Source organism: Streptomyces sp. Da 82-17, from assembly GCF_046098215.1.
Classification (GTDB): Bacteria; Actinomycetota; Actinomycetes; order Streptomycetales; family Streptomycetaceae; genus Streptomyces.
In genome coordinates this window covers 78,384-99,907 of record NZ_JBJURH010000014.1, presented here as the reverse complement: position 1 = coordinate 99,907, position 21,524 = coordinate 78,384, and the positions used below count along the sequence as shown (strand labels likewise).

The 21,524-nt window shown below is 72.4% G+C and carries 26 protein-coding genes; 12 read left to right on the top strand and 14 right to left on the bottom strand.

The annotated features are described in order from the left end of the window. Positions 1-74: 74 nt before the first annotated feature. From ACIDOF_RS23465 to ACIDOF_RS23455, 3 genes are all read right to left on the bottom strand, one after another. Positions 75-1,088, bottom strand: a complete 1,014-nt coding sequence (locus ACIDOF_RS23465) for a hemolysin family protein (protein ID WP_409008017.1) — start codon at positions 1,086-1,088, stop codon at positions 75-77. Then, a complete protein-coding gene (locus ACIDOF_RS23460) occupies positions 1,085-2,467 on the bottom strand; it encodes a hemolysin family protein (RefSeq protein WP_409008016.1) in 1,383 nt (460 codons plus the stop codon). The genes ACIDOF_RS23465 and ACIDOF_RS23460 overlap by 4 nt, the downstream gene beginning before the upstream one ends. A gap of 214 nt (positions 2,468-2,681) precedes the next feature. Next, positions 2,682-3,119 carry a GNAT family N-acetyltransferase gene (locus ACIDOF_RS23455; protein ID WP_409008015.1) on the bottom strand — a complete coding sequence of 146 codons (438 nt, stop codon included), beginning with the start codon at positions 3,117-3,119 and terminating at the stop codon, positions 2,682-2,684. Positions 3,120-3,250: 131 nt separating this feature from the next. Between ACIDOF_RS23455 and ACIDOF_RS23450 the strand changes: the two genes are divergently transcribed. Next, a complete protein-coding gene (locus tag ACIDOF_RS23450; protein ID WP_409008014.1) occupies positions 3,251-3,517 on the top strand; it encodes a toxin-antitoxin system HicB family antitoxin in 267 nt (88 codons plus the stop codon). Then, positions 3,514-3,885 (top strand): fic family toxin-antitoxin system, toxin component, encoded by a 372-nt coding sequence (locus ACIDOF_RS23445; protein WP_409008012.1) that lies wholly within the window; start codon positions 3,514-3,516, stop codon positions 3,883-3,885. Before ACIDOF_RS23450 ends, ACIDOF_RS23445 begins: the two co-directional genes overlap by 4 nt. Before the next feature lie 3 nt (positions 3,886-3,888). Here ACIDOF_RS23445 and ACIDOF_RS23440 read toward each other — a convergent pair whose 3' ends face one another. From ACIDOF_RS23440 to bioB, 4 genes are all read right to left on the bottom strand, one after another. Further along, entirely contained in the window at positions 3,889-4,563 is a 675-nt protein-coding gene (locus tag ACIDOF_RS23440; protein ID WP_409008011.1) for a class I SAM-dependent methyltransferase, read from the bottom strand. Between the two features lie 185 nt (positions 4,564-4,748). Then, positions 4,749-5,432, bottom strand: coding sequence for a dethiobiotin synthase (gene bioD / locus ACIDOF_RS23435; protein WP_409008010.1), 684 nt, complete (start codon positions 5,430-5,432; stop codon positions 4,749-4,751). Between the two features lies 1 nt (position 5,433). Further along, positions 5,434-6,729: an adenosylmethionine--8-amino-7-oxononanoate transaminase gene (locus tag ACIDOF_RS23430; protein ID WP_409008009.1), complete on the bottom strand. Its 1,296-nt coding sequence runs from the start codon at positions 6,727-6,729 to the stop codon at positions 5,434-5,436. Beyond that, entirely contained in the window at positions 6,722-7,918 is a 1,197-nt protein-coding gene (gene bioB / locus ACIDOF_RS23425; protein ID WP_409008008.1) for a biotin synthase BioB, read from the bottom strand. The genes ACIDOF_RS23430 and bioB overlap by 8 nt, the downstream gene beginning before the upstream one ends. Before the next feature lie 205 nt (positions 7,919-8,123). Between bioB and ACIDOF_RS23420 the strand changes: the two genes are divergently transcribed. Then, positions 8,124-9,338 carry an 8-amino-7-oxononanoate synthase gene (locus ACIDOF_RS23420; protein WP_409008007.1) on the top strand — a complete coding sequence of 405 codons (1,215 nt, stop codon included), beginning with the start codon at positions 8,124-8,126 and terminating at the stop codon, positions 9,336-9,338. A gap of 3 nt (positions 9,339-9,341) precedes the next feature. Here ACIDOF_RS23420 and ACIDOF_RS23415 read toward each other — a convergent pair whose 3' ends face one another. Both ACIDOF_RS23415 and ACIDOF_RS23410 read right to left on the bottom strand, forming a co-directional pair. Further along, the gene (locus ACIDOF_RS23415; protein WP_409008006.1) at positions 9,342-9,599 is read right to left on the bottom strand and encodes a DUF397 domain-containing protein; all 258 of its coding nucleotides are present in this window, start codon (positions 9,597-9,599) and stop codon (positions 9,342-9,344) included. A gap of 9 nt (positions 9,600-9,608) precedes the next feature. Then, positions 9,609-10,478, bottom strand: coding sequence for a helix-turn-helix domain-containing protein (locus tag ACIDOF_RS23410; RefSeq protein WP_409008005.1), 870 nt, complete (start codon positions 10,476-10,478; stop codon positions 9,609-9,611). A 309-nt stretch (positions 10,479-10,787) separates the two neighbouring features. Here ACIDOF_RS23410 and ACIDOF_RS23405 point away from each other — a divergent pair, with 309 nt between their 5' ends. Continuing rightward, positions 10,788-11,219 carry an ATP-binding protein gene (locus ACIDOF_RS23405; protein ID WP_409008004.1) on the top strand — a complete coding sequence of 144 codons (432 nt, stop codon included), beginning with the start codon at positions 10,788-10,790 and terminating at the stop codon, positions 11,217-11,219. Between the two features lie 34 nt (positions 11,220-11,253). Here ACIDOF_RS23405 and ACIDOF_RS23400 read toward each other — a convergent pair whose 3' ends face one another. From ACIDOF_RS23400 to ACIDOF_RS23385, 4 genes are all read right to left on the bottom strand, one after another. Next, positions 11,254-11,766: a DUF6328 family protein gene (locus ACIDOF_RS23400; protein ID WP_409008003.1), complete on the bottom strand. Its 513-nt coding sequence runs from the start codon at positions 11,764-11,766 to the stop codon at positions 11,254-11,256. Positions 11,767-11,926: 160 nt separating this feature from the next. Further along, positions 11,927-12,400 (bottom strand): C40 family peptidase, encoded by a 474-nt coding sequence (locus ACIDOF_RS23395; RefSeq protein WP_409008002.1) that lies wholly within the window; start codon positions 12,398-12,400, stop codon positions 11,927-11,929. Positions 12,401-12,939: 539 nt separating this feature from the next. Next, positions 12,940-13,248 (bottom strand): hypothetical protein, encoded by a 309-nt coding sequence (locus ACIDOF_RS23390; RefSeq protein ID WP_409008001.1) that lies wholly within the window; start codon positions 13,246-13,248, stop codon positions 12,940-12,942. A gap of 8 nt (positions 13,249-13,256) precedes the next feature. Further along, positions 13,257-13,901, bottom strand: a complete 645-nt coding sequence (locus ACIDOF_RS23385; protein ID WP_409008000.1) for an ATP-dependent Clp protease proteolytic subunit — start codon at positions 13,899-13,901, stop codon at positions 13,257-13,259. 90 nt (positions 13,902-13,991) lie between these two features. Here ACIDOF_RS23385 and ACIDOF_RS23380 point away from each other — a divergent pair, with 90 nt between their 5' ends. Further along, positions 13,992-14,285: a type II toxin-antitoxin system Phd/YefM family antitoxin gene (locus ACIDOF_RS23380; RefSeq protein ID WP_409007999.1), complete on the top strand. Its 294-nt coding sequence runs from the start codon at positions 13,992-13,994 to the stop codon at positions 14,283-14,285. 148 nt (positions 14,286-14,433) lie between these two features. On the opposite strand, the gene ACIDOF_RS23375 is transcribed toward ACIDOF_RS23380, so the two are convergent. After that, positions 14,434-15,444, bottom strand: coding sequence for an ABC transporter permease (locus ACIDOF_RS23375; protein WP_409007998.1), 1,011 nt, complete (start codon positions 15,442-15,444; stop codon positions 14,434-14,436). A 108-nt stretch (positions 15,445-15,552) separates the two neighbouring features. Here ACIDOF_RS23375 and ACIDOF_RS23370 point away from each other — a divergent pair, with 108 nt between their 5' ends. From ACIDOF_RS23370 to ACIDOF_RS23340, 7 genes are all read left to right on the top strand, one after another. Beyond that, positions 15,553-16,161 carry a TetR/AcrR family transcriptional regulator gene (locus ACIDOF_RS23370; RefSeq protein WP_409007997.1) on the top strand — a complete coding sequence of 203 codons (609 nt, stop codon included), beginning with the start codon at positions 15,553-15,555 and terminating at the stop codon, positions 16,159-16,161. A gap of 355 nt (positions 16,162-16,516) precedes the next feature. Then, on the top strand, positions 16,517-16,819 hold the full coding sequence (locus tag ACIDOF_RS23365) for an urease subunit gamma (protein WP_409007996.1): 303 nt from the start codon (positions 16,517-16,519) through the stop codon (positions 16,817-16,819). A gap of 19 nt (positions 16,820-16,838) precedes the next feature. Next, positions 16,839-17,225, top strand: coding sequence for an urease subunit beta (locus ACIDOF_RS23360; RefSeq protein ID WP_409007995.1), 387 nt, complete (start codon positions 16,839-16,841; stop codon positions 17,223-17,225). Beyond that, on the top strand, positions 17,218-18,948 hold the full coding sequence (locus tag ACIDOF_RS23355; protein ID WP_409007994.1) for an urease subunit alpha: 1,731 nt from the start codon (positions 17,218-17,220) through the stop codon (positions 18,946-18,948). Before ACIDOF_RS23360 ends, ACIDOF_RS23355 begins: the two co-directional genes overlap by 8 nt. A gap of 23 nt (positions 18,949-18,971) precedes the next feature. Then, the gene (locus ACIDOF_RS23350) at positions 18,972-19,646 is read left to right on the top strand and encodes an urease accessory protein UreF (RefSeq protein ID WP_409007992.1); all 675 of its coding nucleotides are present in this window, start codon (positions 18,972-18,974) and stop codon (positions 19,644-19,646) included. Between the two features lie 51 nt (positions 19,647-19,697). Next, positions 19,698-20,384 (top strand): urease accessory protein UreG, encoded by a 687-nt coding sequence (gene ureG, locus ACIDOF_RS23345; protein ID WP_409007991.1) that lies wholly within the window; start codon positions 19,698-19,700, stop codon positions 20,382-20,384. A 218-nt stretch (positions 20,385-20,602) separates the two neighbouring features. Then, positions 20,603-21,301 carry an urease accessory protein UreD gene (locus tag ACIDOF_RS23340; protein WP_409007990.1) on the top strand — a complete coding sequence of 233 codons (699 nt, stop codon included), beginning with the start codon at positions 20,603-20,605 and terminating at the stop codon, positions 21,299-21,301. The last annotated feature ends 223 nt before the right edge of the window (positions 21,302-21,524 follow it).

Here is a 21,524-nt window from a genome sequence, read left to right as displayed (position 1 = left end):
CCGCCGTACGCAGTGACTCTCCCGTACGACGGCCGCTCCCGCCCACGGCAACGCGCCCCGGGACGTCCCGCCGGTCAGGCGGGCTGGCCGAACAGCTCCCGCAGGACGTCCTCCATCGTCACGAGCCCCGCGAGCCGCCCGTCCTCGCCGAGGACCGCGGCCACGTGCGTGCGGCTGCGGCGCATCGCGGTCAGCACGTCGTCGAGCGGCGTGGCCTCCCGTACGCGGGCGATCGGGCGCATGTCGCGGACCTGGAACGGCAGGTCGCGCGGCGACGCGTCGAGGGCGTCCTTGACGTGCAGATAGCCCACGATGCGGCGGCTCTCGTCGACGACCGGGAACCGGGAGAACCCGGACCGGGTCGACAGCTCCTCCAACTGCTCGGGGGTGACGCCGACCTCCGCGTACACCACCTGCTCCAGCGGCAGCACCACGTCACGGACCGGGCGGCGGCCCAGTTCGAGCGCGTCGTGCAGGCGCTCCTGCGCGCGGTCGTCGATCAGGCCCGCGGCGCCGGAGTCCTTCACGAGCCGGGCCAGCTGGTCGTCGGAGAACGTCGCCTCGACCTCGTCCTTCGGCTCGACCCTGAGCAGCTTGAGCAGGGCGTTCGCGAACGCGTTGATCGTGAAGATCACCGGGCGCAGGGCCCGCGTGAGCGCCACCAGCGGCGGGCCGAGGAGCAGCGCGCTGCGCACCGGCTCGGCGAGCGCGATGTTCTTCGGGATCATCTCGCCGGTCAGCATGTGCAGGTACGTGGCCACGGCCAGCGCGATCACGAACGACAGCGGGTGCACCAGGCCGTGCGGCACGCCCACCGCGTCGAAGACCGGCTCCAGGAGATGAGCGATCGCCGGCTCGGCGACGATGCCGAGGACCAGGGTGCACAGCGTGATGCCGAGCTGGGCCGCCGCCATCAGATGGGAGACGTGCTGCAGGCCCCACATGACGCTGCGGGCCCGCCGGTCGCCCTCCTCGGCGTGGGGCTCGATCTGGCTGCGGCGCACCGAGATCAGCGCGAACTCGGCGCCCACGAAGAAGGCGTTGACCACGAGGGTGGCCAGGCCGATCAGGAGTTGGATTCCGGTCATCGCGCGCCCTCCCCGTCGACCGACGTGCTAGGTGTGCCCGTCGCGGCTGCCGACGCGGGGCCGTGCCCGGGCAGTTCCTGCGGCGCGTGCAGCAGCAGCCGGGCCGCCCGGTGTCCGCTCGCGTCGACGACGTCGAGCCGCCAGCCGTCGACCTCCACCACGTCCCCGGTCGCCGGGATCCGCCCCAGCTCGCAGGCGACGAGCCCGGCCAGCGTCTCGTACGGGCCCTCCGGCGCGCGCAGGCCTATCTTCGCGAGCTGGTCGGTGCGGGCGGCGCCGTCGGCGGAGTACAGCCTGCGGCCGTGCTCGTCGACGCCGGCGGGCGCGAGGTCGGGGGTCTCGTGCGGGTCGTGCTCGTCGCGGACCTCGCCGACGACCTCCTCGACGATGTCCTCCAGGGTGGCGACGCCGGCGGTGCCGCCGTACTCGTCGATGACGACGGCCATCGTGCGCTTGCCGGAGAGGCGGTCCAGGAGCCGGTCCACGGTGAGCGTCTCGGGCACGAGCAGCGGCTCGCGCAGCAGCTCGGCGACGGGGAAGCGGGGCCTGCGCTCGGCCGGGATCGCCAGCACGTCCTTGATGTGCGCGACGCCGACGACGGAGTCGAGGTTGCCGCGGTAGACGGGGAAGCGGGACAGGCCCGTGGCGCGGGTCGCGGACGCGACGTCCTCGGCGGTGGCCTGGATGTCCAGGGCCATCACCTGCACGCGCGGCGTCATCACGTTCTCCGCGGTGAGGTCCGCCAGGTTGAGCGTACGGACGAACAGCTCGGCCGTGTCCGCCTCCAGGGCGCCCTCCTTCGCCGAGTGCCGGGCGAGGGCGACCAGCTCCTGCGGGCCGCGCGCGGACGCCAGCTCCTCCGCGGGCTCCAGGCCGAGACGGCGCACGGAGCGGTTCGCGGTGTTGTTGAGATGCGTGATCAGCGGCTTGAACGCGGCACTGAACCAGCGCTGCGCGGTGGCCACCCGCTTGGCGACGGCCAGCGGCGAGGAGATCGCCCAGTTCTTCGGCACGAGCTCGCCGACGACCATCAGGACGACCGTGGACAGCACCGTGCCGAGCGTCAGGGCGACGCCGTCGGCGGTGCTCTTCGACAGGCCGAGGTCGTCGAGCGGGCCGGACAGCAGCGTGCCGATCGACGGCTTGGCGAGCATGCCGATGACCAGGCCGGTCACGGTGATGCCGAGCTGGGCGCCGGACAGCTGGAAGGTCAGGCTGCGGACGGCCTTGAGGGCGCTGTCCGCACCGCGCTCGCCGTCGGCGGCGGCACGCTCCAGGCTGCTGCGCTCGACGGTGGTGAGGGAGAACTCGGCGGCGACGAACACGCCGCAGGCCAGGGTGAGCAGCAGCGCGGCACCGAGCAGGAGCAGTTCGGTCATCGGGTCACCTCCGTCCCATGATCGGGCAGGGTGGGGACGACCGCGCGGTGTCGTCGGTATGCGCAACTGGGAGGCTCGCCCATGGGCGGACGCTCACACCTTTCCTTCGGGTACGGGTGCTCCGCGCGCGGTACGTGCGGAGACGGAGACTCCAGAGTAAAGGATCAGCAAAGGAAGCGGCGGGGCCGAGCGGCCGTCGCCCCCTGACCTGCTGCTATCCCCGGCCCGCGAGCGGCTTCACCCAGCGGCGCCAGTGGTCCTCGCGGTGGTATCCGGCCGCGGCCCACGCGTGCTGCGCGCGTTCGTTCGCCTCCAGGACCATCGCGTCCCCGCGCCGCCCGCCGAGCGCCACGAACCGTTCCTCGGCCGCCGCGAGCAGCGCCGTCGCGACGCCCCGCCTGCGGTGCGAGGGCAGCACGGCCAGCCGGTACAGGCTGCACCGCCACCCGTCGTAGCCCGCGATCACGGAGCCGACGAGCGCACCGTCGGCCTCCGCGAGCAGCAGCGCCCCCGGGTCGCGCGCGATCAGCCCGGTGACCCCGGCCTCGTCGTCGCTGACGCTCGTCCCCTCGGCGGCCTCCTTCCAGAAGGCGAGGACGTCGGTGGCGTCGGCGGTCTCGGCGGTGCGGATACGGATCGTCAGAGCGCTCATGATCGCCAGCGAAGCACGCGCCGCTCGGCCCCCGCGAGGAATTCCGCAGATCGAGACGCCGGACGCCGGACGCCGGACGCCGGGCAGGGCAGGCCTTGTCGGCGCTAGCGTTCCGGCGCTAGCTTGAAGGGGTGGCCAAGACTCAGTTGAACGTACGCGTGGACGAGAACACCGCCCGCGCCGCCCGCGAGCGCGCCCTGGCCCGCGGCATGAGCGTGAACCGGTACATCGAGGAGCTGGTCCGCCAGGACGTCGGCGAGGTCGGCCAGACCTTCGTGGACGCGGCGGCGGACTTCATGAAGCAGTACGAGTCGGTGTTCGCGCAGGAGTTCGCGGTCGCCGACACCCCCGACTCCGGCCCGGGCGCCGCCCCGAAGCGTTCCGAGGGCAGCCGTTGAGCCTGCGGATCGACCTCGCCTGGCTGCTGATGATCGCCGAACAGAAGACACCGTCCGACCCGCAGGTCGCGGACTGGGGCTCGCTCGTCGCCGCGGTCGCCCGGCACGAGGCGGAGATCTTCGGCGTGCCCGTCTACGACGACCCGCACACCCGCGCCGCCGCCCTGCTGCAGCAGCTCCTGCACATCCCGGCCCTGGAGCGGGCCAACGCGATGTTCGCCTCTGCGGTCGCGTACGGCTATCTCGTCGCCGACGGCCAGAAGGTCGTCACCTCGCCCGAACAGGTCCGCGACCTGGCCCGACTCGTCAAGGACGGCACGGCCGACGTCCACGCGATCGCGGACGAGCTCCGCCGGTGGACCGACTGAGCGCTATCCGTCTCCCAGCGGTTTCCGTGCCGTGCCGAGCACGCAGTACGACGAGGGCAGCTTCGGCCCCCGCGCCGGCACGAGCAGGCGGTGGTACGAGGTCACCTCGAAGCCCGCCGACCCGATCGCGGCGAGCGGATCCCGGCCCACATGGCAGCCGCCGAAGAGCCGCGGCCACACCGTACGGTCGAGGCCCTGCTGCACGGCCTGCATCGCGCGGCCCTCCGGCGCCCGCCCGTGCTCGAAGAACCGCAGCTCACCGCCCGGCCGCAGCACTCTGCGCAGCTCGGCGAGCGCGCGCGGCACGTCCCGCACGCTGCACAGCACCAGCGACAGGACGGCCGCGTCGAACGCCTCGCTCTTGACCGGCAGCGCCTCGGCCGCACCCGGCACGACGTCCACCGGCACCTCGGCCCGCAACGCAGCCTCGACCGCGTGCCGCCGCAGCACCTTCTCCGGCTCGATCGCGACGACCTCGGAGACGGTGTTCGGGTAGCGCGCGAAGTTCAGGCCGTTGCCCGCGCCGATCTCGATCACCCGCCCGGACAGCCCGGCGAGCAGCTCGTCCCGCCGGGGCCCGATCACCGACTCGGCGGCCTTGCTCTGCCAGGCGTAGAACCGGGCGAAGAGCGGATGGTGAACGCTGTCGTTCGCGGGCGGGCAGAGACGCGGAAGCATGGCGAACCTCCTCGACAAGGACTCACTCCGCATTCTCCCCGCCCAGCCCTCCCCGAAAGCCCCGACAGGGGCGCGGGGCTGTGACATCAGCGGCTCCGCCGCGGGGCGCGACCAGCCACGACGGTGGGAAAGCCGAACGACAGCCCCGGGGCCTGGGGCGGAGCCCCGGGGCGGTCCGCAGGACTTCAGGGAAGGGGCGGGGCGGGGAAGAACCACCCCGGCGCAGCCACCCGGAACCGCTCGGGCGCGAGCGCCCCCGCCCCCTCCGGAACCTTCCCCAACAGCGGTGCGCCCGCCGCCACGGGCAGATCATCCACATTGCACCGCTCCGCAAGCCCCGGCACGGCGGGCCAACTCCCCACCACCACCCCGGCCTGCTCGATCCCGCGGGCCCGCAACGCCTCACCGGTGAGCGCCGTGGCGTTCAACGTGCCGAGTCCCGCCGCCGCGACGACAAGCACCGGCGCCCCGAGCAGCCGCGCCGCGTCCGCCAGCGTCCCGCCCTCCGCGTCGAACCGTACGAGCAGTCCGCCCGCGCCCTCGACGAGGACCAGGTCGTGCTCGACGGCCAGCTTCTGCGCCGCGTCCGCGACCTCGTACGGCCGTACCGGCGGCAGTCCGGCGCGGCGCGCGGCCGTGTCGGGGGCCAACGGCTCGGGGTAGCGGGCGAGTTCGAGCGCGGTCACCGCGTCGCCGGCGAGCCGCACCACCTCGTCCGCGTCGCCCCGCTCGTCCGCCGTCACTCCGGTCTGTGCCGGTTTGAGTACGGCCACCGAACGGCCCTCGGCGAGTGCGGCGGCGGCGAGCGCGGCCGTCGTCACCGTCTTGCCGACCTCGGTCCCAGTCCCGCTGACCACCAGAATCGTCATCTCAACCCGCCTTCGCCGCAGCGCCGACCGCCCGGCAGATGCGGTCCACGTCCGCGTCGCCGGTGATGAACGGCGGCATCGTGTAGATCAGGTCGCGGAACGGCCGCAGCCACACGCCCTCCGCGACCGCCGCCCGGGTGGCCGCCGCCATGTCCACCTCGTGGTCGAGCTGGACGACGCCGATCGCGCCGAGCACCCGCACGTCCCGCACGCCCGGCGTGCCCGTCAACTCGCCGAGCCCGAGGGTGAGTTGGGACTCGATCCGCTTCACCTCGGCGAGCCAGTCCTGCCCGAGCAGCAGCTCGATGGACGCGCACGCCACCGCCGCCGCCAGCGGGTTGCCCATGAACGTCGGCCCGTGCGCGAGCACCGGCACCTCGCCCCGCGAGATCCCGTCCGCGACCCGCGCCGTGCACAGCGTCGCCGCGAGCGTCAGGTAGCCGCCGGTCAGCGCCTTGCCCAGGCACATCACATCGGGTGTGACCGACGCGTGGTCGGCGGCGAAGAGCGCGCCCGTACGCCCGAAGCCCGTGGCGATCTCGTCGAAGACGAGCAGCACGCCGTGTTCGTCGCACGCCTCCCGCAGCACCCGCAGATACGCGGGGGAGTGGAAGCGCATGCCGCCCGCGCCCTGCACCACCGGCTCCACGATCACCGCGGCCACCTCGTGCGCGTGCCCGGCGATCGACTTCCGCAACTGCTCCGCGTACGACTCCTCGTACGCGGCGGGCGGCGGGTCGGCGAAGATCTGCCGGGGGAGCGCGCCCGACCACAGCTCGTGCATGCCGCCCTCGGGGTCGCAGACCGACATCGGCTGCCAGGTGTCCCCGTGGTAACCGCCGCGCCAGGTCAGCAGCTTGTGCTTCTCGGGCCGGCCGAGCGAGCGCCAGTACTGCAGGCACATCTTCACGGCCACCTCGACGGACACCGAGCCCGAGTCGGCCAGGAAGACATGCTCCAGACCTTCGGGCGACATGTCGACAAGGTGCTTCGCGAGCCGTACGGCGGGCTCGTGCGTGAGCCCGCCGAACATCACATGGCTCATCCGGTCCAGCTGACCGCGCGCCGCGTCGTTGAGCACCGGGTGGTTGTAGCCGTGGATCGCCGACCACCACGACGACATGCCGTCCACCAACTCGCCGCCGCCGTCGGCCAGTCGGAGCCGCACGCCGGAGGCGGACTCGACCAGGAGCGGCTCCTGCCGGCCCGGCATCGGACCGTACGGGTGCCACACGTGGCGGCGGTCGAGGTCGAGCAGGTCCTGCGTTCCGTACGAAGGGCGTGCAGGCTCAGGCATTGGGCGCCAGGTCCGTGCCCGCCCCGCGACGGCGCACCGCCACCAGATCCGTACGCGCCTCGTCCGCCGCCGCGGTCTCGGCGGGTTCCTCGGCACCCGGGCCGCAGGGGCCGCAACCGCCGGCGCCCTCGTGGGACCCGCACCCCGAGTCCGCGTGCGAACCGCAGCCCGAGGCGCCGTGTGCGCGCCGGTGCTCCGGCAGCGTCACCTTGTCGGCGCCCTCCACCTCGAACCCGGCGTCGGCGATCATCTCCAGGTCGGCCTTGCCCGCCTGGCCCTCACTGGTCAGGTAGTCGCCCAGGAAGATGGAGTTGGCCAGGTGCAGCGCCAGCGGCTGGAGCGTGCGCAGATGCACCTCGCGCCCGCCCGCGAGCCGTACCTCCACGTCCGGGCAGACGAACCGGACCATCGCCAGGATGCGCAGCGCCCGCTGCGGCGTCAGGTTCCACTCCTTGGCGAGCGGCGTGCCCTCGAACGGGATCAGGAAGTTCACCGGCACCGAGTCCGGGTCCAGCTCGCGCAGCGAGAACACCACGTCGACCAGGTCCTCGTCGCTCTCGCCCATGCCCGCGATCAGCCCGGAGCACGCCGAGAGCCCGGCCGACTGCGCCTGCTGCACGGTGTCCACCCGGTCCTGGTACGTGTGCGTGGTGGTGATCTCGCCGTACGTCGACTCGGAGGTGTTGAGGTTGTGGTTGTACGCGTCGGCGCCCGCGGCGCGCAGCCGTTCGGCCTGGCCCTCGGAGAGCAGACCGAGGCACGCGCAGACCTCGACGTCCTCGTTCTGTTCCTTGATCGCCTCGATGGTCTTCGAGACGCGGTCCACGTCCCGGTCCGTCGGCCCGCGGCCGCTCGCCACCAGACAGACCCGCTTCGCGCCGCCCGCGACTCCGGCTGCGGCCGCCTCGGAGGCCTGGTCGGGCTTCAGCCAGGTGTACTTGAGGATGTCCGCCTTCGAGCCGAGCCGCTGCGAGCAGTACGAGCAGTCCTCGGGGCACAGGCCGGACTTGAGGTTGACCAGATAGTTGAGTTTCACCCGCCGCCCGAACCACTGGCGGCGCACCTTGCCCGCCGCGGCCACCACGTCCAGGAGTTCGTCGTCGGTCGTCGCCAGGACGGCGAGCGCCTCTTCACGGGTCGGCAGTTCGCGCCTGAGTCCCTTGTCCACCAGCGTGTTCAGCAGGTCCATGGAGTGAGATCCTCGCTTACGGCAGGGCCCGCGGCCAAGTAGGAACCTCACAATAGGGCGGCCGTGGGGTGTGGGTATTGCCACACCCTGACCGGGCCTTTCGGCAACTAGTGTCTGTTGACTGCAGACAAAGCGACCGGGACGATCAAGGCGAGCGGAACCGGGCGGTCCACGCCCCGCACGCGCGCCGCGCGAGGGATGGCCGATGCACCGCCAGGAGACCCACGACCGCAGCGCCGCAGACGCGTTCGGCGGTCCTCGTCGCGATCCCTTCGGCTGGCTCGACGAGCAGTCCGAACGCCGCCGCGCCGCCGGACTCGTACGCAGGCTCAGGCCCCGCGCGGCCGACAGCGAGCAGCTCGACCTCGCGAGCAACGACTACCTCGGTCTCGCCCTGCACCCCGAGGTCACCGAGGGGGCGGCCGCGGCGGCCCGGCGCTGGGGCGGCGGCGCGACCGGCTCCCGCCTGGTCACCGGCTCGACCGCCCTGCACGCCGAACTGGAGCGGGAACTGGCCGAGTTCTGCGGTTTCGAGGCGGCGCTCGTGCTGTCCTCCGGGTACGCCGCGAACCTCGCCGCCGTCACCGCGCTCGCCCCGCACGGCGGCCTGATCGTCTCCGACGCCGGCAACCACGCCTCGCTCATCGACGGCTGCCGGCTCGCCCGCGCCGCCACCTCCGTCGTCGCGCACGCCGACCCGGACGCGGCCCGCAAGGCCTTCGACGGCCACGACAGCCACGACGGCCCGGCGGTCGCCGTCACCGACTCGGTGTTCTCCGTCGACGGCGACGCGGCCCCGCTGCCCCAACTCGCCGACGTCTGCCGCTCGTTCGGCGCCGCCCTGATCCTCGACGACGCGCACGGCCTCGGCGTCCTCGGCGACGGCGGCCGGGGCGCTGCGCACGCGGCGGGCCTCGCGGGCGCACCCGACGTGGTCGCCACCCTCACCCTGTCCAAGTCGCTCGGCAGCCAGGGCGGCGCGGTCCTCGGCCCGGCCCGGGTGATCGACCACCTGGTCAACACGGCCCGTACGTTCATCTTCGACACCGGCCTCGCCCCGGCCGCCACCGGCGCCGCCCTCGCCGCACTCCGGCTGCTGCGCCGAGAACCCGAACGCGCCGCCCGCGCCCGGTCGGTGGCGGGCGCCCTGCACGCCCAGCTGACGGCGGCCGGCCTGACGACGGTGCGCCCGGACGCCGCGGTGGTCTCGGTGCACGCGCCCACCCCGGACGAGGCGGTCGCGTGGGCTGCGGACTGCCGTACGGCGGGGCTTGTCGTGGGCTGCTTCCGCCCGCCGTCCGTGCCCGACGGGATCTCCCGCCTCCGCCTCACGGCCCGCGCCGACCTGACCGACGCTCAAGTGACGGACGCGGTGCGCACGATCGTGCGCACCGCGCCCGCGGGTGCCTTCAAGGCCTGACCGCTAAATGCCGCGGGACCCCTCGCCTCGGACGGCGGCGAGGAAGGAGTCCCAGGCGGCGGCCGTGAACAACAGGGCCGGCCCCGACGTGCGCTTCGAGTCGCGGACGGCCAGCCGGTCGGCCAGCGGGCCCCGGCGGATCGGGGCGGTCTCCACGCAGTTGTTCATCCCGGTGCTGCGGCTGCTGCGCCGCCAACGGGCGTCGTGCGGTGCGCTGTTCAACGAAGTGCTGGTGGGTACGTACCGAGGCAGAGCGGGCATGGTGCCTCCTTACGTGCCATCACCGATCCCGGCGATGAATTCCAGGCTGTCATCGGGCGGAAGCGCGTGTTCTCCCAGCGAGTCGAAGGCCTCGCTGTAGGCCTGGAGGTCTTCTTTCCGCTCCAGATAGAGGCTACTCACCAAGTGGTCGAGAACGACCACGTCCAGATCGGCGATGTTCGGAAACGAGAAGATGACGAAAGGCCCCGTCAACCCGATGTGCGCCCCGGCCGCGAACGGCAGCACCTGAAGCCGTACGTGCGGCAGCCGCCGCGCCGTCTCCACGAGGTGCCTCAACTGCCGTGCCATCACGCCGTATCCGCCGACGGGACGGCGCAGGACGGCCTCGTCGAGGACCGCGCTCAGCTGAAGCGGCGGGTCCCCGCGGAGCACCTCCTGCCGGGCGAGCCGGATCTCCACGAGCGTGTCCACCTGGTCGTCCGGCAGCCCGTCGAGGGAGGCGCGGGTGACCGCCCGTGCGTACTCCGGCGTCTGCAGCAGACCCGGCACCACGGAGGTCTCCAGCGTACGAAGACGGCAGGCCTGCGCCTCCAGGCTGATGAAGTCCCGGTACGCGGGCGGCAGTAGGCCCTTGTAGGCGTGCCACCACTGCTGCCGCGCGCCCCGCTCGCCCTCGGCCCCGCCCGCCAACGCCTCCAGAAGCGCCCGGAGTTGGGCGTCGGCCACCTCGTACGCGTCGAGGAGCAGCCGTACGTCGGCCGGCTTCGCGGCGCTGCGGCCGGTCTCGATACGGCTGACCTTCGACTGGTGCCAGCCCACCCGCAGCGCTGCCTGACCGCTGGTGAGGCCCGCGCGGTCCCGCAGCGCCCGCAGCTCCGAGCCGAGCTTGCGACGCCGCACGGCGGGTCCGTACTGCATGGCCGACTCCTCCCCGGCGGCTGCGGCGGGCCGTGCCGCCGACCCGGTCGTCGGCGCACCTCGATCCGCCAGTCTGCCGTCTGGCGGCCAAATACGGTCTTCCGTCGCAGAGTTCACCGCTTTGAGCGACAGATATATGCATATCTTGGGGGATCGGCACGTCGGGCCGCCGGGGAGTGGCAGTCTGGCGCGGAGCACCATTCCGGGTCCGTCGGACATTCGGTGACCCCAGGTCTGCGCACAGGCCTGAAACCAGGTCGTCGACCGCGTGCCGGATGCCGGCCCCGGTGGGAAAGGGACAGCGTCGCCATGGCAGATCACAAGGAAGCCTCCGTCACTCTGCCGAGCGATCCCGCCTCGGTCTCCCGGGCACGGGCATACGTGACGGAGGTGCTGGCCGACTGGGGCCTGCCGGACGGCGCGGAGATCGCCGACACGGTCCGCCTGATCGTCTCCGAGCTGGCCACCAACGCGGTGCAGCACACCCTCGGGCAGTCGCCGACGTTCACGGTCGACGTCGAGCTGGAGCGGGACGAGCAGCTCCGCATCGGCGTCACCGACAGCCATCCGCGCCTGCCGAGGCGGCTTCCGGCGGCGGTTCAGCAGGACAACGGCCGCGGCATGGTCATCATCCGCTGGCTCGCGGCGGAGTGCGGCGGCAGGCTGTCGGTCAAGCCCACGGAGGAGGGCGGCAAGACGGTGTGGATCGCCCTGCCGTGGACGGCCCCGGTGCAGAGCTGACCGCTCCTGCCGCCTGTACCTGCTGTGCTTCCTGCTACTTCGGCGGGGTCTCGTCCTCGCGTTGTCGGCGTGCGCCCCCGGTGTTGATCATCCGCGGCAGCACGCCCCACAGCCCGACGCACAGCACGAACGTCCCCACGGCGCAGATCACCCCGACCGTACGCCCCGCCACGACGTCCACGACGAGCAGCACCGAGCCCGTCAGCGCGAGCACGAGCACCGCCATGCCGATCGCCGCGAGCCGTGAGGAGACCTGCACGATCTGCGGCTTGGCGTGCTTCTGGAACAGCACGCGGTGCACGGCGGCCGGGGCGGTGAAGAGCGCGGCCGCGGTGACGGCGAGCAGCAGCGTCGCGACGTACGTGCCCCGCTGCACGGAGTCGAGCGAGGGGAAGCGGGGCGTGAACGCGAGGGTCAGCAGGAACGCGAAGAGGATCTGCACGCCGGTCTGCGTGACCCGCAACTCCTGCAGCAGCTCACCGAAGTTGCGGTCGGCCCGCTCGAACAGCGTCTCGTTACGGGAGTCGTCCCTGGATTCATCGGCCATGGCGGACGAGTATCCCGGCTGCCGGGGCGCATCCCTGGGAATGCACCCCGGCCAGGGCGTTTTGAGGCCGGGAGGTCGCGGGAGGGGGGCGAGGCCGCTGGGTGTGGGAGGCCACGGGGTGCGCGTACCGGGGGAGGTTCCCGCCGGTGCGCGCTCGGGGCTAGTGCACGCGCCCGTACGAGACGCTGCTCGTCCAGATCTTCTGCAGGCGCACCACGTCGCCCGTCTTCGGGGCGTGCCAGATGCGGCCCTTCCCGGCGTAGATACCGACGTGGTAGACGCTGCGGCCGGAGTGGAAGAAGACGAGGTCGCCGCGTTCACGGCGGTCCGCGGCGACGCGGCGGGTGCGGTTGAACTGCTGGGCCGCCGTGCGCGGCAGCTTCTTGCCGGCCTTCTTGAAGGAGTAGAGGGTCAGCCCGGAGCAGTCGAAGCGGCGTGGCCCGGTGGCGCCCCAGCGGTAGGGGGAGCCCTTCTTGGCCGCCGCGACCTGCAGGGCCCGCGCCGACACCGAGGCGGCCTCGGCCTCGGTGACGGCTCCGGGAGTGAGTGCGGTACCGCCCACCGCGGCGAGCGTGAGGGCCGATGCGGTCCCGGCTCGGGAGAGCAGGGAGGGGATCCGAATTCGCGCGGTCATGCGCAACCCTTCGTCAGCCGCCTGTGAAGGATGACCTGTCGGATTCGGGCCAACGAAGAATGCCCGGCCGCGGCGTGCGCCGCGGCTTCACCCCAAGGGGTCCCGGGCCGTGGAGTTCGGCCTGGTGCCCCGTCGTGCTCGGGTCCTCCACTCCTGCCGGTCCACCGTCGTCGACCTGGCATCCGGGCGGCGGCAGGACTCGGCGTCCGCCCGGACCGCCCCGCCGCTGCGGCGGGGGCTTGTCGTCGCAGGGATCCTCACGCACACACCACGTCAAAACCGTGCAGATTCGAGCAGAATCCGTGTCATGTGACTCTCGTCACATTTGCACTATTTGGGTTGGTCAGGGATTTTCGCCGATCGAGTGATCAAGGGCCTTGAGGCTCGTACCAGCAGCGGAAGAGATCATCGCGCCGCACCTGCCCTTCCGGGTTCGCAACTGGGCGGGTGCGTAGGCGAGATCGGTGCCTAGGCCATCCGTGCGAGCCCAACTGGTAGTGCCGTGAGGCCGAACGGACGACCCGCGCGTCGACGCCACGTCAACTCGCGGACTGCGGCGGCACTGTGACGCGTTCCGCTCTTCGCTCGCCGTCCAGGATGCGCAGGGCTCGGGCCAGCGTGGCGGCGTGCACCTCGGTCTCGCCGCGCTGGTGCATCAGCGTCAACGCGTCCCGCAGCGCGGTGGCTTTGGCGACCAGGGCCTGGGCGGCGCGCAGTCCTCCGTATGTGTGCTGCGCCCGCGCCGGGTTGATCCGGCCGACCAGGTCGACGACTTCGAGGTAGCGGTCGATCAACTCGCCCTCGGCGCGCGTCAGGGCGGGCAGCTCCGGCAACTCCGGCGGCAGCATCCCGGCCCTCACTCCCCGCCCGGCGCGAGGAGGGTGGAGCGGCGGCTGTCGATGATCCGGTCCACCAGTCCGTACTCCTTCGCCTGCGTGGCGTCGAGGATCGTGTCCCGCTCGATGTCCGCGGAGATCTGCTCGCGGCTGCGGCCCGAGTGCCGGGCGAGCATCTCCTCCAAGAGGGCCCTGGTGCGCTGGAGTTCGTCCGCCTGGATCGCCAGGTCGCTGGTCTGGCCGTGGATCGGCTCGGTGAACTCCGGCTGGTGGATGAGGATTCGGGCGCCGGGCAGCATCGAGCGCTTCCCCGGCGTCCCGGCCGCCAGCAGCACGGCCGCGGCCGACGCGGCCTGGCCCATGCAGACGGTCTCCACGTCACAACTGACGTACCGCACCGTGTCGTAGACGGCCGTCATGGCGCTGAACGAGCCGCCCGGCGAATTGATGTAGAGCGAGATGTCCTGGTCGGGAGCGCTGTGCTCCAGATACATGAACTGGGCCATCACATCGTTCGCCGCCGTGTCGTCGATGGGTGTGCCGAGGAAGACGATCCGCTCTTCGAGCAGCTTCGAGTACGGGTCCTGCGTGCGCGTCCCCGCGCTCGTGCGCTCGGTGAACTCCGGCAGGACATGGCGTGCGTACGGACGGTTCGTTCGGTGCATGACGGACTCCCTCGTGCTCCTGGTGCTCCCTCGCGGAGCGGAACGCTCTGTAAAAAATGTACAGGACGTACGTGACGTTATGATGGGGTCATGGCCTACGAGATTCCGGTGACGCAAGCCCGCGCTGAGCTCGCCGACCTGATCAACCGCGTGGTGTACGGCGGCGAGCGCGTGGTCGTCACCCGGCACGGCAAGCCGCTCGTGGCCCTGGTCTCGGCGGACGACCTGCGCCGCTTGGAGGAGCTGACAGCGGTCTCCGAGGCGGCGGCGGAGGAGCAGGTGATCAGCTCGGTCTCGTCCCTCGGCTCGGCGACGCCGTCCGCTCCGGGCGAACGCCAGCGGTTCGGCATCGCAGCGGAGCACCGCGGGCCGACAGCGTCCTAGCCCGTCGTACGCGGAAGGGCGCAGGCGAAGAGGCGTACGCGGAGGTCGTACGCAAAAGACCGCGTGCCCCCGTCCGCTACAGCGGGGGCACGCGGTCGTTCTGTGACGGCGGCTTGTCGTCGTGAGGCCAGTCGGCGTCGTCGTGGGGTCAGTCGGCGCGCGGCTCGCTCCTCCCGCGGCCCAGCAGCGCGCCGAGCAGCACCAGGAGCAGGCCCACGCCCGCCCAGACCGAGAGCGTCAGAGCCGGCGCCGCCGCCTGCGCCCCGTCGAAGAACGACACCGAGCGCACCAGCGTGCCGCCCGCACCAGGCGGCAGCCACTGGCCGAGCGCGCCCGCGGGCTCCGGCAGCAGCTCGGGCGCCGAGCCGACACCGGAGAACGGGTTGCCGATCAGGACCACCGCCAGGGCGCCGAGCGTCAGACCGGCCCGGCCCAGGACCGCGGCAAGTCCCGCCACCGCGGCGCTCACCGCCAGATTCGTCAGGGCCAGCACCCCGGCCTCCGTCCACCAGTCGCCCGTCAACGCACCCAGCCAGCTGTGCGTCAGCGCGGCCGCCACGATGCCGACCAGCGCGGCGGCGCCGACCAGAGCGAGCACCGCCCGTACGCCCCGCAGACCCAGCAGCGTCACGACCGCGCCGGCCGCGACCCCCGCCAGGGCCATCGGCAGCACACTCGCGCCGAGCGCCGCCCCGCGCGGGTCCCCGGGCGGGGCCGCCACCACGTCGTCGACCTGCAGCGGGGCGCCCTCCGGGGCCTGGGCCGTGGCCGCCTGCTGCAGCAGTTGCGCGACCACGGGGCTCGCGGCCGACGCGGTCAGCAGCTTCGGCCCGCGCTCGGTGGCGACGATCGCCCCGTACACGTCCCGGTCCTCGATCGCGGAGCGCGCCGCCGCCTCGTCGTCATACCGATGGACGTCGAACGCCCCCTCCTTGCGCTCCAGTTGCTGCTCGATGCCCGCCACCGCGGCGGGGGCTCCCGCGACCGCGATCGGCAGGTCGCGCGGAGCGGTGCGGGCGGCGGGCCAGGCGAAGGCCCACAGGGCGAGCGCGACGACGGCCGGTACGAGAACGAGGACCGCGATCAGTCGCCTCGTGGGACCGGGGGCCGGGCTCGGGGCCGCTGTGGACGTCGTGCCGGGGGTGAGGGTGGCGGACATGGCGGACGCCTCTCGCATAGAGAATGATCGTTCGTTTTACGTCGTGTGGCCACTGTCCCGCCGCCTCCGTTTCTTGTCAAGAATGAATATTCGTTTTAGCTTGAGCGCATGGCTCGCGTATCCCAGGAACACCTAGACGCCCGCCGCCGGCAGATCATCGACGGCGCCATCCGCTGCTTCACGCGCAACGGATTCCACGCCACGTCGATGCAGGACGTGCTGCGCGAGGCGGGACTCTCCGCGGGGGCCGTGTACCGGTACTTCAGCGGCAAGGAAGAGCTGATCGCCGCGATCGTCGGCGAGGCCTTCGGGACGATAAGGGGCGCTTTCGAGGACGCCGCGAAGCAGGACCCGCCGCCGCTGCCGGACAAGTTGCTCGCGCACGTCCTGGACACGGTCCTCAACGGGCGGGTCGGCGGCGGCAGCATCGAGTTCCCGCGTCTGGTCATCCAGGTGTGGGCGGAGACGCTGCGCAACGAGCGGCTCGCGGCGCCGCTGCAGCAGGGCTTCGTCGACATGCGGGCCGCCTGGGCCAAGCTGGTCGACGCCTACTGCGAGGCGGGGCTGCTGCCGAAGGACGTCGAGGCGGACGCCGTCGCGCGCACGATGATGGCCATGGCGCAGGGGTTCATCGCCCAGCAGGCGCTGTTCGGGGACGCGAAGGTCGAGCAGTTGGAGAGCGGGCTGCGGGCGCTCATGCGGATGGACGTGCCGTAGGGCTGGCTGTTCCGTAGGTCTGGCGGTCCCATGCGGCTGCCTGGCCCGTGCAGCTGGCTGTCGCGTACGCCTGGCTGTCCCGTACGCCTGGCCGCTTTGTAGGCCGGCCTGGTCCGTAGACCTGTCTCAGGTTAGGCAGTGCCCAAGATCAGTTAACGCGCAGGAAAAACTTCGGCATTAGCGTGCAATGTCTTCCGGCGGGACGCTCAAGCCCGAGTCAACAAGATGTTGCAGGCAACTAGTCTCCGCCTGCGTCCTGGCGGAGGCCTGCGCCGCTGCAGCCTCCTCGGCCCGGACGATGCCGGTCACGCCTGCCCGCACGCAGGCGGACCCTGACGGACTGTGAGGTGCACGCGTGCAACTGACCCCGCACGAACAGGAGCGACTGCTCATCCACGTGGCCGCGGACGTGGCCGAGAAGCGAAGGGCACGCGGGCTGCGCCTCAACCATCCGGAGGCGGTCGCCCTCATCACGTCGCACGTCCTCGAAGGCGCCCGCGACGGCCGTACCGTCACCGAACTCATGTCGTCCGGCCGGAAGTTGCTGAGCCGCGACGACGTGATGGAGGGCATCCCCGAGATGCTGCACGACGTGCAGGTCGAGGCGACGTTCCCCGACGGGACGAAGCTCGTCACCGTCCACGAGCCGATCGCCTGACGGGGGAGCAGCCCAGCCGATGTCCGCTTCTCCTTCCCCCACCTCTTCCGTTTCCGCGGTTTCCTCCGCAGCTCCGGACGCGCCCGCCCGGCCGCTCGTGCCCGGCGAGATCCTGTACGCCGACGAGCCCGTTCTGCTCAACGAGGGCCGTCCCGTCACCCGCCTCACCGTGCTCAACACCGCCGACCGGCCCGTCCAGGTCGGCTCCCACTACCACTTCGCCGAGGCCAACCCGGGCCTGGACTTCGACCGTTCCGCGGCGCGGGGGCTGCGCCTCGGCATCGCCGCGGGCACCGCCGTCCGCTTCGAACCCGGCATCCCCGTCGACGTCGAACTCGTACCCCTCGCCGGGCTGCGTCGCGTACCCGGCCTGCGCGGGGAGACCGGAGGTGCCCTCGATGGCTGAACTGACCCGCGCCGCGTACGCCGATCTGTTCGGCCCGACGACCGGTGACCGGATCCGGCTCGCCGACACCGACCTGCTGATCGAGATCGAGGAGGACCGCAGCGGCGGGCCCGGACGCTCCGGCGACGAGGCCGTGTTCGGCGGCGGCAAGGTGATCCGCGAGTCCATGGGCCAGTCCTGCGCGACCCGGGCCGAGGGCACGCCGGACACGGTGATCACCGGCGCCGTGATCGTCGACCACTGGGGCATCGTCAAGGCCGACATCGGCATCCGGGACGGCCGGATCACCGGCATCGGCAAGGCCGGCAACCCGGACACGATGGACGGGGTGCACCCGGATCTCGTCATCGGCCCGGAGACCGAGGTCATCGCGGGCAACGGGCGGATCGTCACCGCCGGGGCCATCGACGCGCACGTCCACTTCATCTCGCCGACCCTCTTCGACACCGCGCTCGCCGGCGGCATCACCACCCTCGTCGGCGGCGGCACCGGTCCCGCCGAGGGCAGCAAGGCCACGACGATCACGCCCGGCTCCTGGCATTTGGGCCGGATGTTCGCCGCGCTCGACTCGACGCCGCTCAACATCGGCCTGCTCGGCAAGGGCAACACCATGTCCGCCGACGCCATGCACGCCCAACTCCGCGGCGGCGCACTCGGGTTCAAGATCCACGAGGACTGGGGCGCGACCCCGGCCGTGATCGACGCCTGCCTGAACGTGTGCGAGGCGTCCGGCGCCCAACTCGCCATCCACACCGACACGTTGAACGAGGCTGGTTTCGTCGCCGACACCCTCGCCGCGATCGCCGGGCGCTCCATCCACGCGTACCACACCGAGGGTGCGGGCGGCGGGCACGCGCCGGACATCATCACCGTGGTGTCCGAGCCGAACGTGCTGCCCAGCTCCACGAATCCGACCCGGCCGCACACCGTCAACACCGTCGAGGAGCACCTCGACATGCTGATGGTCTGCCACCACCTCAACCCGGCCGTCCCCGAGGACCTGGCCTTCGCCGAGTCCCGGATCCGGCCGTCGACGATCGCCGCCGAGGACGTGCTGCACGACCTGGGCGCCATCTCGATCATCTCGTCCGACTCGCAGGCGATGGGCCGCATCGGCGAGGTCGTCCTGCGCACCTGGCAGACCGCGCACGTGATGAAGCGGCGCCGCGGCTTCCTGCCGGGCGACGTCCGCGCGGACAACCGTCGCGTACGCAGGTACGTCGCCAAGTACACGATCAATCCGGCCGTCGCCCAGGGCCTCGACCACGAGATCGGCTCCGTGGAGAGCGGCAAGCTCGCCGACCTCGTCCTGTGGGACCCGGCGTTCTTCGGCGTCAAGCCGCTGCTCGTGCTGAAGGGCGGGCAGATCGCGTACGCGCAGATGGGCGACGCCAACGCCTCCATCCCGACGCCCCAACCGGTCCTTCCACGGCGGATGTTCGGCGCGCTCGGCTCGGCGCCCGCGGGGAACTCGCTGAACTTCGTCACGCAGTCCGCCCTCGACGACGGACTGCCCGAACGACTCGACGGCCTCGGCGTCCGCAAGGAGTTCGCGCCCATCGCGAGCACGCGCGGCGTCACCAAGGCCGACATGCGGGAGAACGATGCGATGCCGCGCGTCCATGTCGACCCGGACAGCTTCGCCGTCACCGTCGACGGCGAGCTGATCGAGGCCGCGCCGGCCGTGGAACTGCCCATGGCCCAGCGGTACTTCCTCTTCTGAGCGCCGCCGAGGAGCCGCCCCACATGAGCAGAGCAACCTTGCTGGTCCTGGCCGACGGCCGCTTTCCCGCCGGCGGACACGCGCATTCCGGCGGGGCCGAGGCCGCCGTCGCCGCCGGCCGGATCACGGACGCGGCCGGGCTGGAACAGTTCTGCCGCGGCCGTCTGCACACCGCCGGTCTCGTGGCCGCCGCCCTGGCCGCGGCGGCCGCGCTCGGCGTCGATCCGCTGCTGCTCGACGAGGCCGCGGACGCCCGCACCCCGTCGGCCGCTCTGCGTGTCGCCGCACGGAAGTTGGGCCGCCAGATGATGCGGGCGGCCCGCGCCACCTGGCCGTCGGCCGAGCTCGACGCGCTGGCCGCCGAGCGTCCGAAGGGCGCGCACCAGCCCGTGGTGCTCGGGCTCGCCGCGCGCTCGGCCGGGCTCGGGCCGGAAGACGCGGCGCATGTCGCCGCGTACGAGTCGGTGAGCGGGCCCGCCACCGCCGTCGTACGGCTGTTGAGCCTCGACCCGTTCGACGCGACGGGTGTGCTGGCCCGGCTCGCGCCCGAGCTCGACCGGGTTGCGGCATGCGCCGGTTCGGCCGCGCAGCGCGTCCCGGGCGAGGGCACGGATGCCCTGCCCGCGGCTTCGGCGCCGCTGCTCGACATCGGCGCCGAGGCCCACGCGGCGTGGCCGGTACGGCTGTTCGCGTCGTAGCACCTTCCCTTCCTCCCCTTTCTGTGTTCGGCCCCACCTCTGGAGCACGCCATGCATCTCGACCACTCCCACACGTCCGACGGTCCCGCTGCCGTCAGCGCCGATGCCGTACGGCCCGACGGGCGGCGGCGTGCCCTGCGGATCGGGCTCGGCGGACCGGTCGGTTCCGGGAAGACGGCGACCGTGGCCGCGCTCTGCCGGGCGCTGCGCGACGAGCTGTCCCTGGCCGTCGTCACCAACGACATCTACACCCGCGAGGACGCCGCGTTCCTGCTGCGCGAGGCCGTGCTGCCGCCGGAGCGGATCGCGGCCGTCGAGACCGGGGCCTGCCCGCACACCGCCATCCGCGACGACATCTCCGCCAACCTGGAGGCCGTCGAGGATCTGGAGGACGAGGTCGGGCCGCTGGACCTGGTGCTCGTCGAGTCCGGCGGCGACAACCTCACCGCGACGTTCTCCCGCGGTCTGGTCGACGCCCAGCTGTTCGTCATCGACGTGGCGGGCGGCGACGACATCCCCCGCAAGGGCGGGCCGGGCGTGACCACGGCCGACCTGCTCGTGGTCAACAAGACCGACCTGGCCCCGTACGTCGGCTCCGATCTGCAGCGCATGGCCCGGGACGCGAAGGAGCAGCGGGCCGAACTGCCGGTCGTCTTCCAGTCGTTGCGCTCCGACGAGGGCGTGTCCGAGGTCGCCGCCTGGGTGCGCGCCCGACTCGCCGCCTGGACCGCCGCGTGAGCGTCCTGGCGGGGGAGTCGGCACCGGTCGGGGGGGGTGTGCCCGTGCTCGGGGGCCTGGCTGCGCCCGAGCATGCCGGGGGCTCCGGTGCGGGGAGCCCGCCTGAGGGTGCGGGCCTTCGTCCGGTCGACCCGGCCCGCGCACAGGAGGCCTTGCCGGAGGCCGGCGGTCTGCGCGCCGCCGCGCGGATCCGTGCTGAGGCGGACGGGCGCGGGGCCGTGAGGCTCCCGGTTCTTGAGGGCGAAGGGCCGCTCGCCGTACGGCGGATCCGCAGCGCCGGGCAGGAGGCGCGTGTCGCCCTCGTCGGCGCGATGAGTGCCCCGCTCGGCGGCGACCGGCTGACCGTCACCGCCGAGGCCGGCCCGGCGGCGCGCCTCGACGTGACCTCGACGGCCGCCACGATCGCCCTCCCTGGCCAGTCCGGGCGACCCGCCCACTACGACGTGCGCCTTCACGTCGAGGAGGGCGCCGAGTTGCGCTGGCTTCCCGAGCAGCTGATCTCGGCGTACGGCAGTGAGCTGCGGGTGACGACGAGGGCCGAGGTGGCCGCGGGGGCACGGTTGTTGCTGCGTGAGGAGCAGGTGCTCGGGCGGGCGGGCGAGCGGCCGGGGACGCTCACCAGCAGGCTGACGGTGCGCTGCGAGGGGCGGGTGCTGCTCGACCAGGACCTGGCCTGCGGGCCCGGCGCCCCGGGCGGCTGGGATGGGCCGGCCGCCCTCGACGGCCATCGGGCGCTCGGTCAACTCGTCGTCGTACGACCGGAGTTGGCGGACTCGCCCGTGCGGCCGCAGATGCTCGGCGAGCTGGCCGCGCTGACCCCGCTGGCCGGACCCGGGCTTCTCGTGACGGCGGTGGCGCCCGATGCGTTGCGGCTGCGGAGGGTGCTGGACCAGGCGCTGGAGTCGGTGGCGTGGTGAGCTTCCCCCGCCCGGACTCCCTGCCCGGTTCCCGAACACCACAGTCCGGAACGCCGTGGTCCGGAGCACCACGGTCCGGAACGCCGTGGTCCGGAGCGCCACGGTCCGGAACGCCGTAGTCCGGAAAGCCGTAGACCAGAACGCCGTGGTCCGGAACGCCGTGGTGTCGAACACCACGTCCCTGACCGACCGCTGAGCAAAAACCGGCCACCGGTTATCGGAT

Bases quoted from the DNA above. Each gene is read 5' to 3' on its own strand.
- ACIDOF_RS23465 (WP_409008017.1), bottom strand. From the start codon at position 1,088: ATGACCGGAATCCAACTCCTGATCGGCCTGGCCACCCTCGTGGTCAAC.
- ACIDOF_RS23460 (WP_409008016.1), bottom strand. From the start codon at position 2,467: ATGACCGAACTGCTCCTGCTCGGTGCCGCGCTGCTGCTCACCCTGGCC.
- ACIDOF_RS23455 (WP_409008015.1), bottom strand. From the start codon at position 3,119: ATGAGCGCTCTGACGATCCGTATCCGCACCGCCGAGACCGCCGACGCC.
- ACIDOF_RS23440 (WP_409008011.1), bottom strand. From the start codon at position 4,563: ATGCTTCCGCGTCTCTGCCCGCCCGCGAACGACAGCGTTCACCATCCG.
- bioD (WP_409008010.1), bottom strand. From the start codon at position 5,432: ATGACGATTCTGGTGGTCAGCGGGACTGGGACCGAGGTCGGCAAGACG.
- ACIDOF_RS23430 (WP_409008009.1), bottom strand. From the start codon at position 6,729: ATGCCTGAGCCTGCACGCCCTTCGTACGGAACGCAGGACCTGCTCGAC.
- bioB (WP_409008008.1), bottom strand. From the start codon at position 7,918: ATGGACCTGCTGAACACGCTGGTGGACAAGGGACTCAGGCGCGAACTG.
- ACIDOF_RS23420 (WP_409008007.1), top strand. From the start codon at position 8,124: ATGCACCGCCAGGAGACCCACGACCGCAGCGCCGCAGACGCGTTCGGC.
- ACIDOF_RS23415 (WP_409008006.1), bottom strand. From the start codon at position 9,599: ATGCCCGCTCTGCCTCGGTACGTACCCACCAGCACTTCGTTGAACAGC.
- ACIDOF_RS23410 (WP_409008005.1), bottom strand. From the start codon at position 10,478: ATGCAGTACGGACCCGCCGTGCGGCGTCGCAAGCTCGGCTCGGAGCTG.
- ACIDOF_RS23405 (WP_409008004.1), top strand. From the start codon at position 10,788: ATGGCAGATCACAAGGAAGCCTCCGTCACTCTGCCGAGCGATCCCGCC.
- ACIDOF_RS23400 (WP_409008003.1), bottom strand. From the start codon at position 11,766: ATGGCCGATGAATCCAGGGACGACTCCCGTAACGAGACGCTGTTCGAG.
- ACIDOF_RS23395 (WP_409008002.1), bottom strand. From the start codon at position 12,400: ATGACCGCGCGAATTCGGATCCCCTCCCTGCTCTCCCGAGCCGGGACC.
- ACIDOF_RS23390 (WP_409008001.1), bottom strand. From the start codon at position 13,248: ATGCTGCCGCCGGAGTTGCCGGAGCTGCCCGCCCTGACGCGCGCCGAG.
- ACIDOF_RS23385 (WP_409008000.1), bottom strand. From the start codon at position 13,901: ATGCACCGAACGAACCGTCCGTACGCACGCCATGTCCTGCCGGAGTTC.
- ACIDOF_RS23380 (WP_409007999.1), top strand. From the start codon at position 13,992: ATGGCCTACGAGATTCCGGTGACGCAAGCCCGCGCTGAGCTCGCCGAC.
- ACIDOF_RS23375 (WP_409007998.1), bottom strand. From the start codon at position 15,444: ATGTCCGCCACCCTCACCCCCGGCACGACGTCCACAGCGGCCCCGAGC.
- ACIDOF_RS23370 (WP_409007997.1), top strand. From the start codon at position 15,553: ATGGCTCGCGTATCCCAGGAACACCTAGACGCCCGCCGCCGGCAGATC.
- ACIDOF_RS23360 (WP_409007995.1), top strand. From the start codon at position 16,839: ATGTCCGCTTCTCCTTCCCCCACCTCTTCCGTTTCCGCGGTTTCCTCC.
- ACIDOF_RS23355 (WP_409007994.1), top strand. From the start codon at position 17,218: ATGGCTGAACTGACCCGCGCCGCGTACGCCGATCTGTTCGGCCCGACG.
- ACIDOF_RS23350 (WP_409007992.1), top strand. From the start codon at position 18,972: ATGAGCAGAGCAACCTTGCTGGTCCTGGCCGACGGCCGCTTTCCCGCC.
- ureG (WP_409007991.1), top strand. From the start codon at position 19,698: ATGCATCTCGACCACTCCCACACGTCCGACGGTCCCGCTGCCGTCAGC.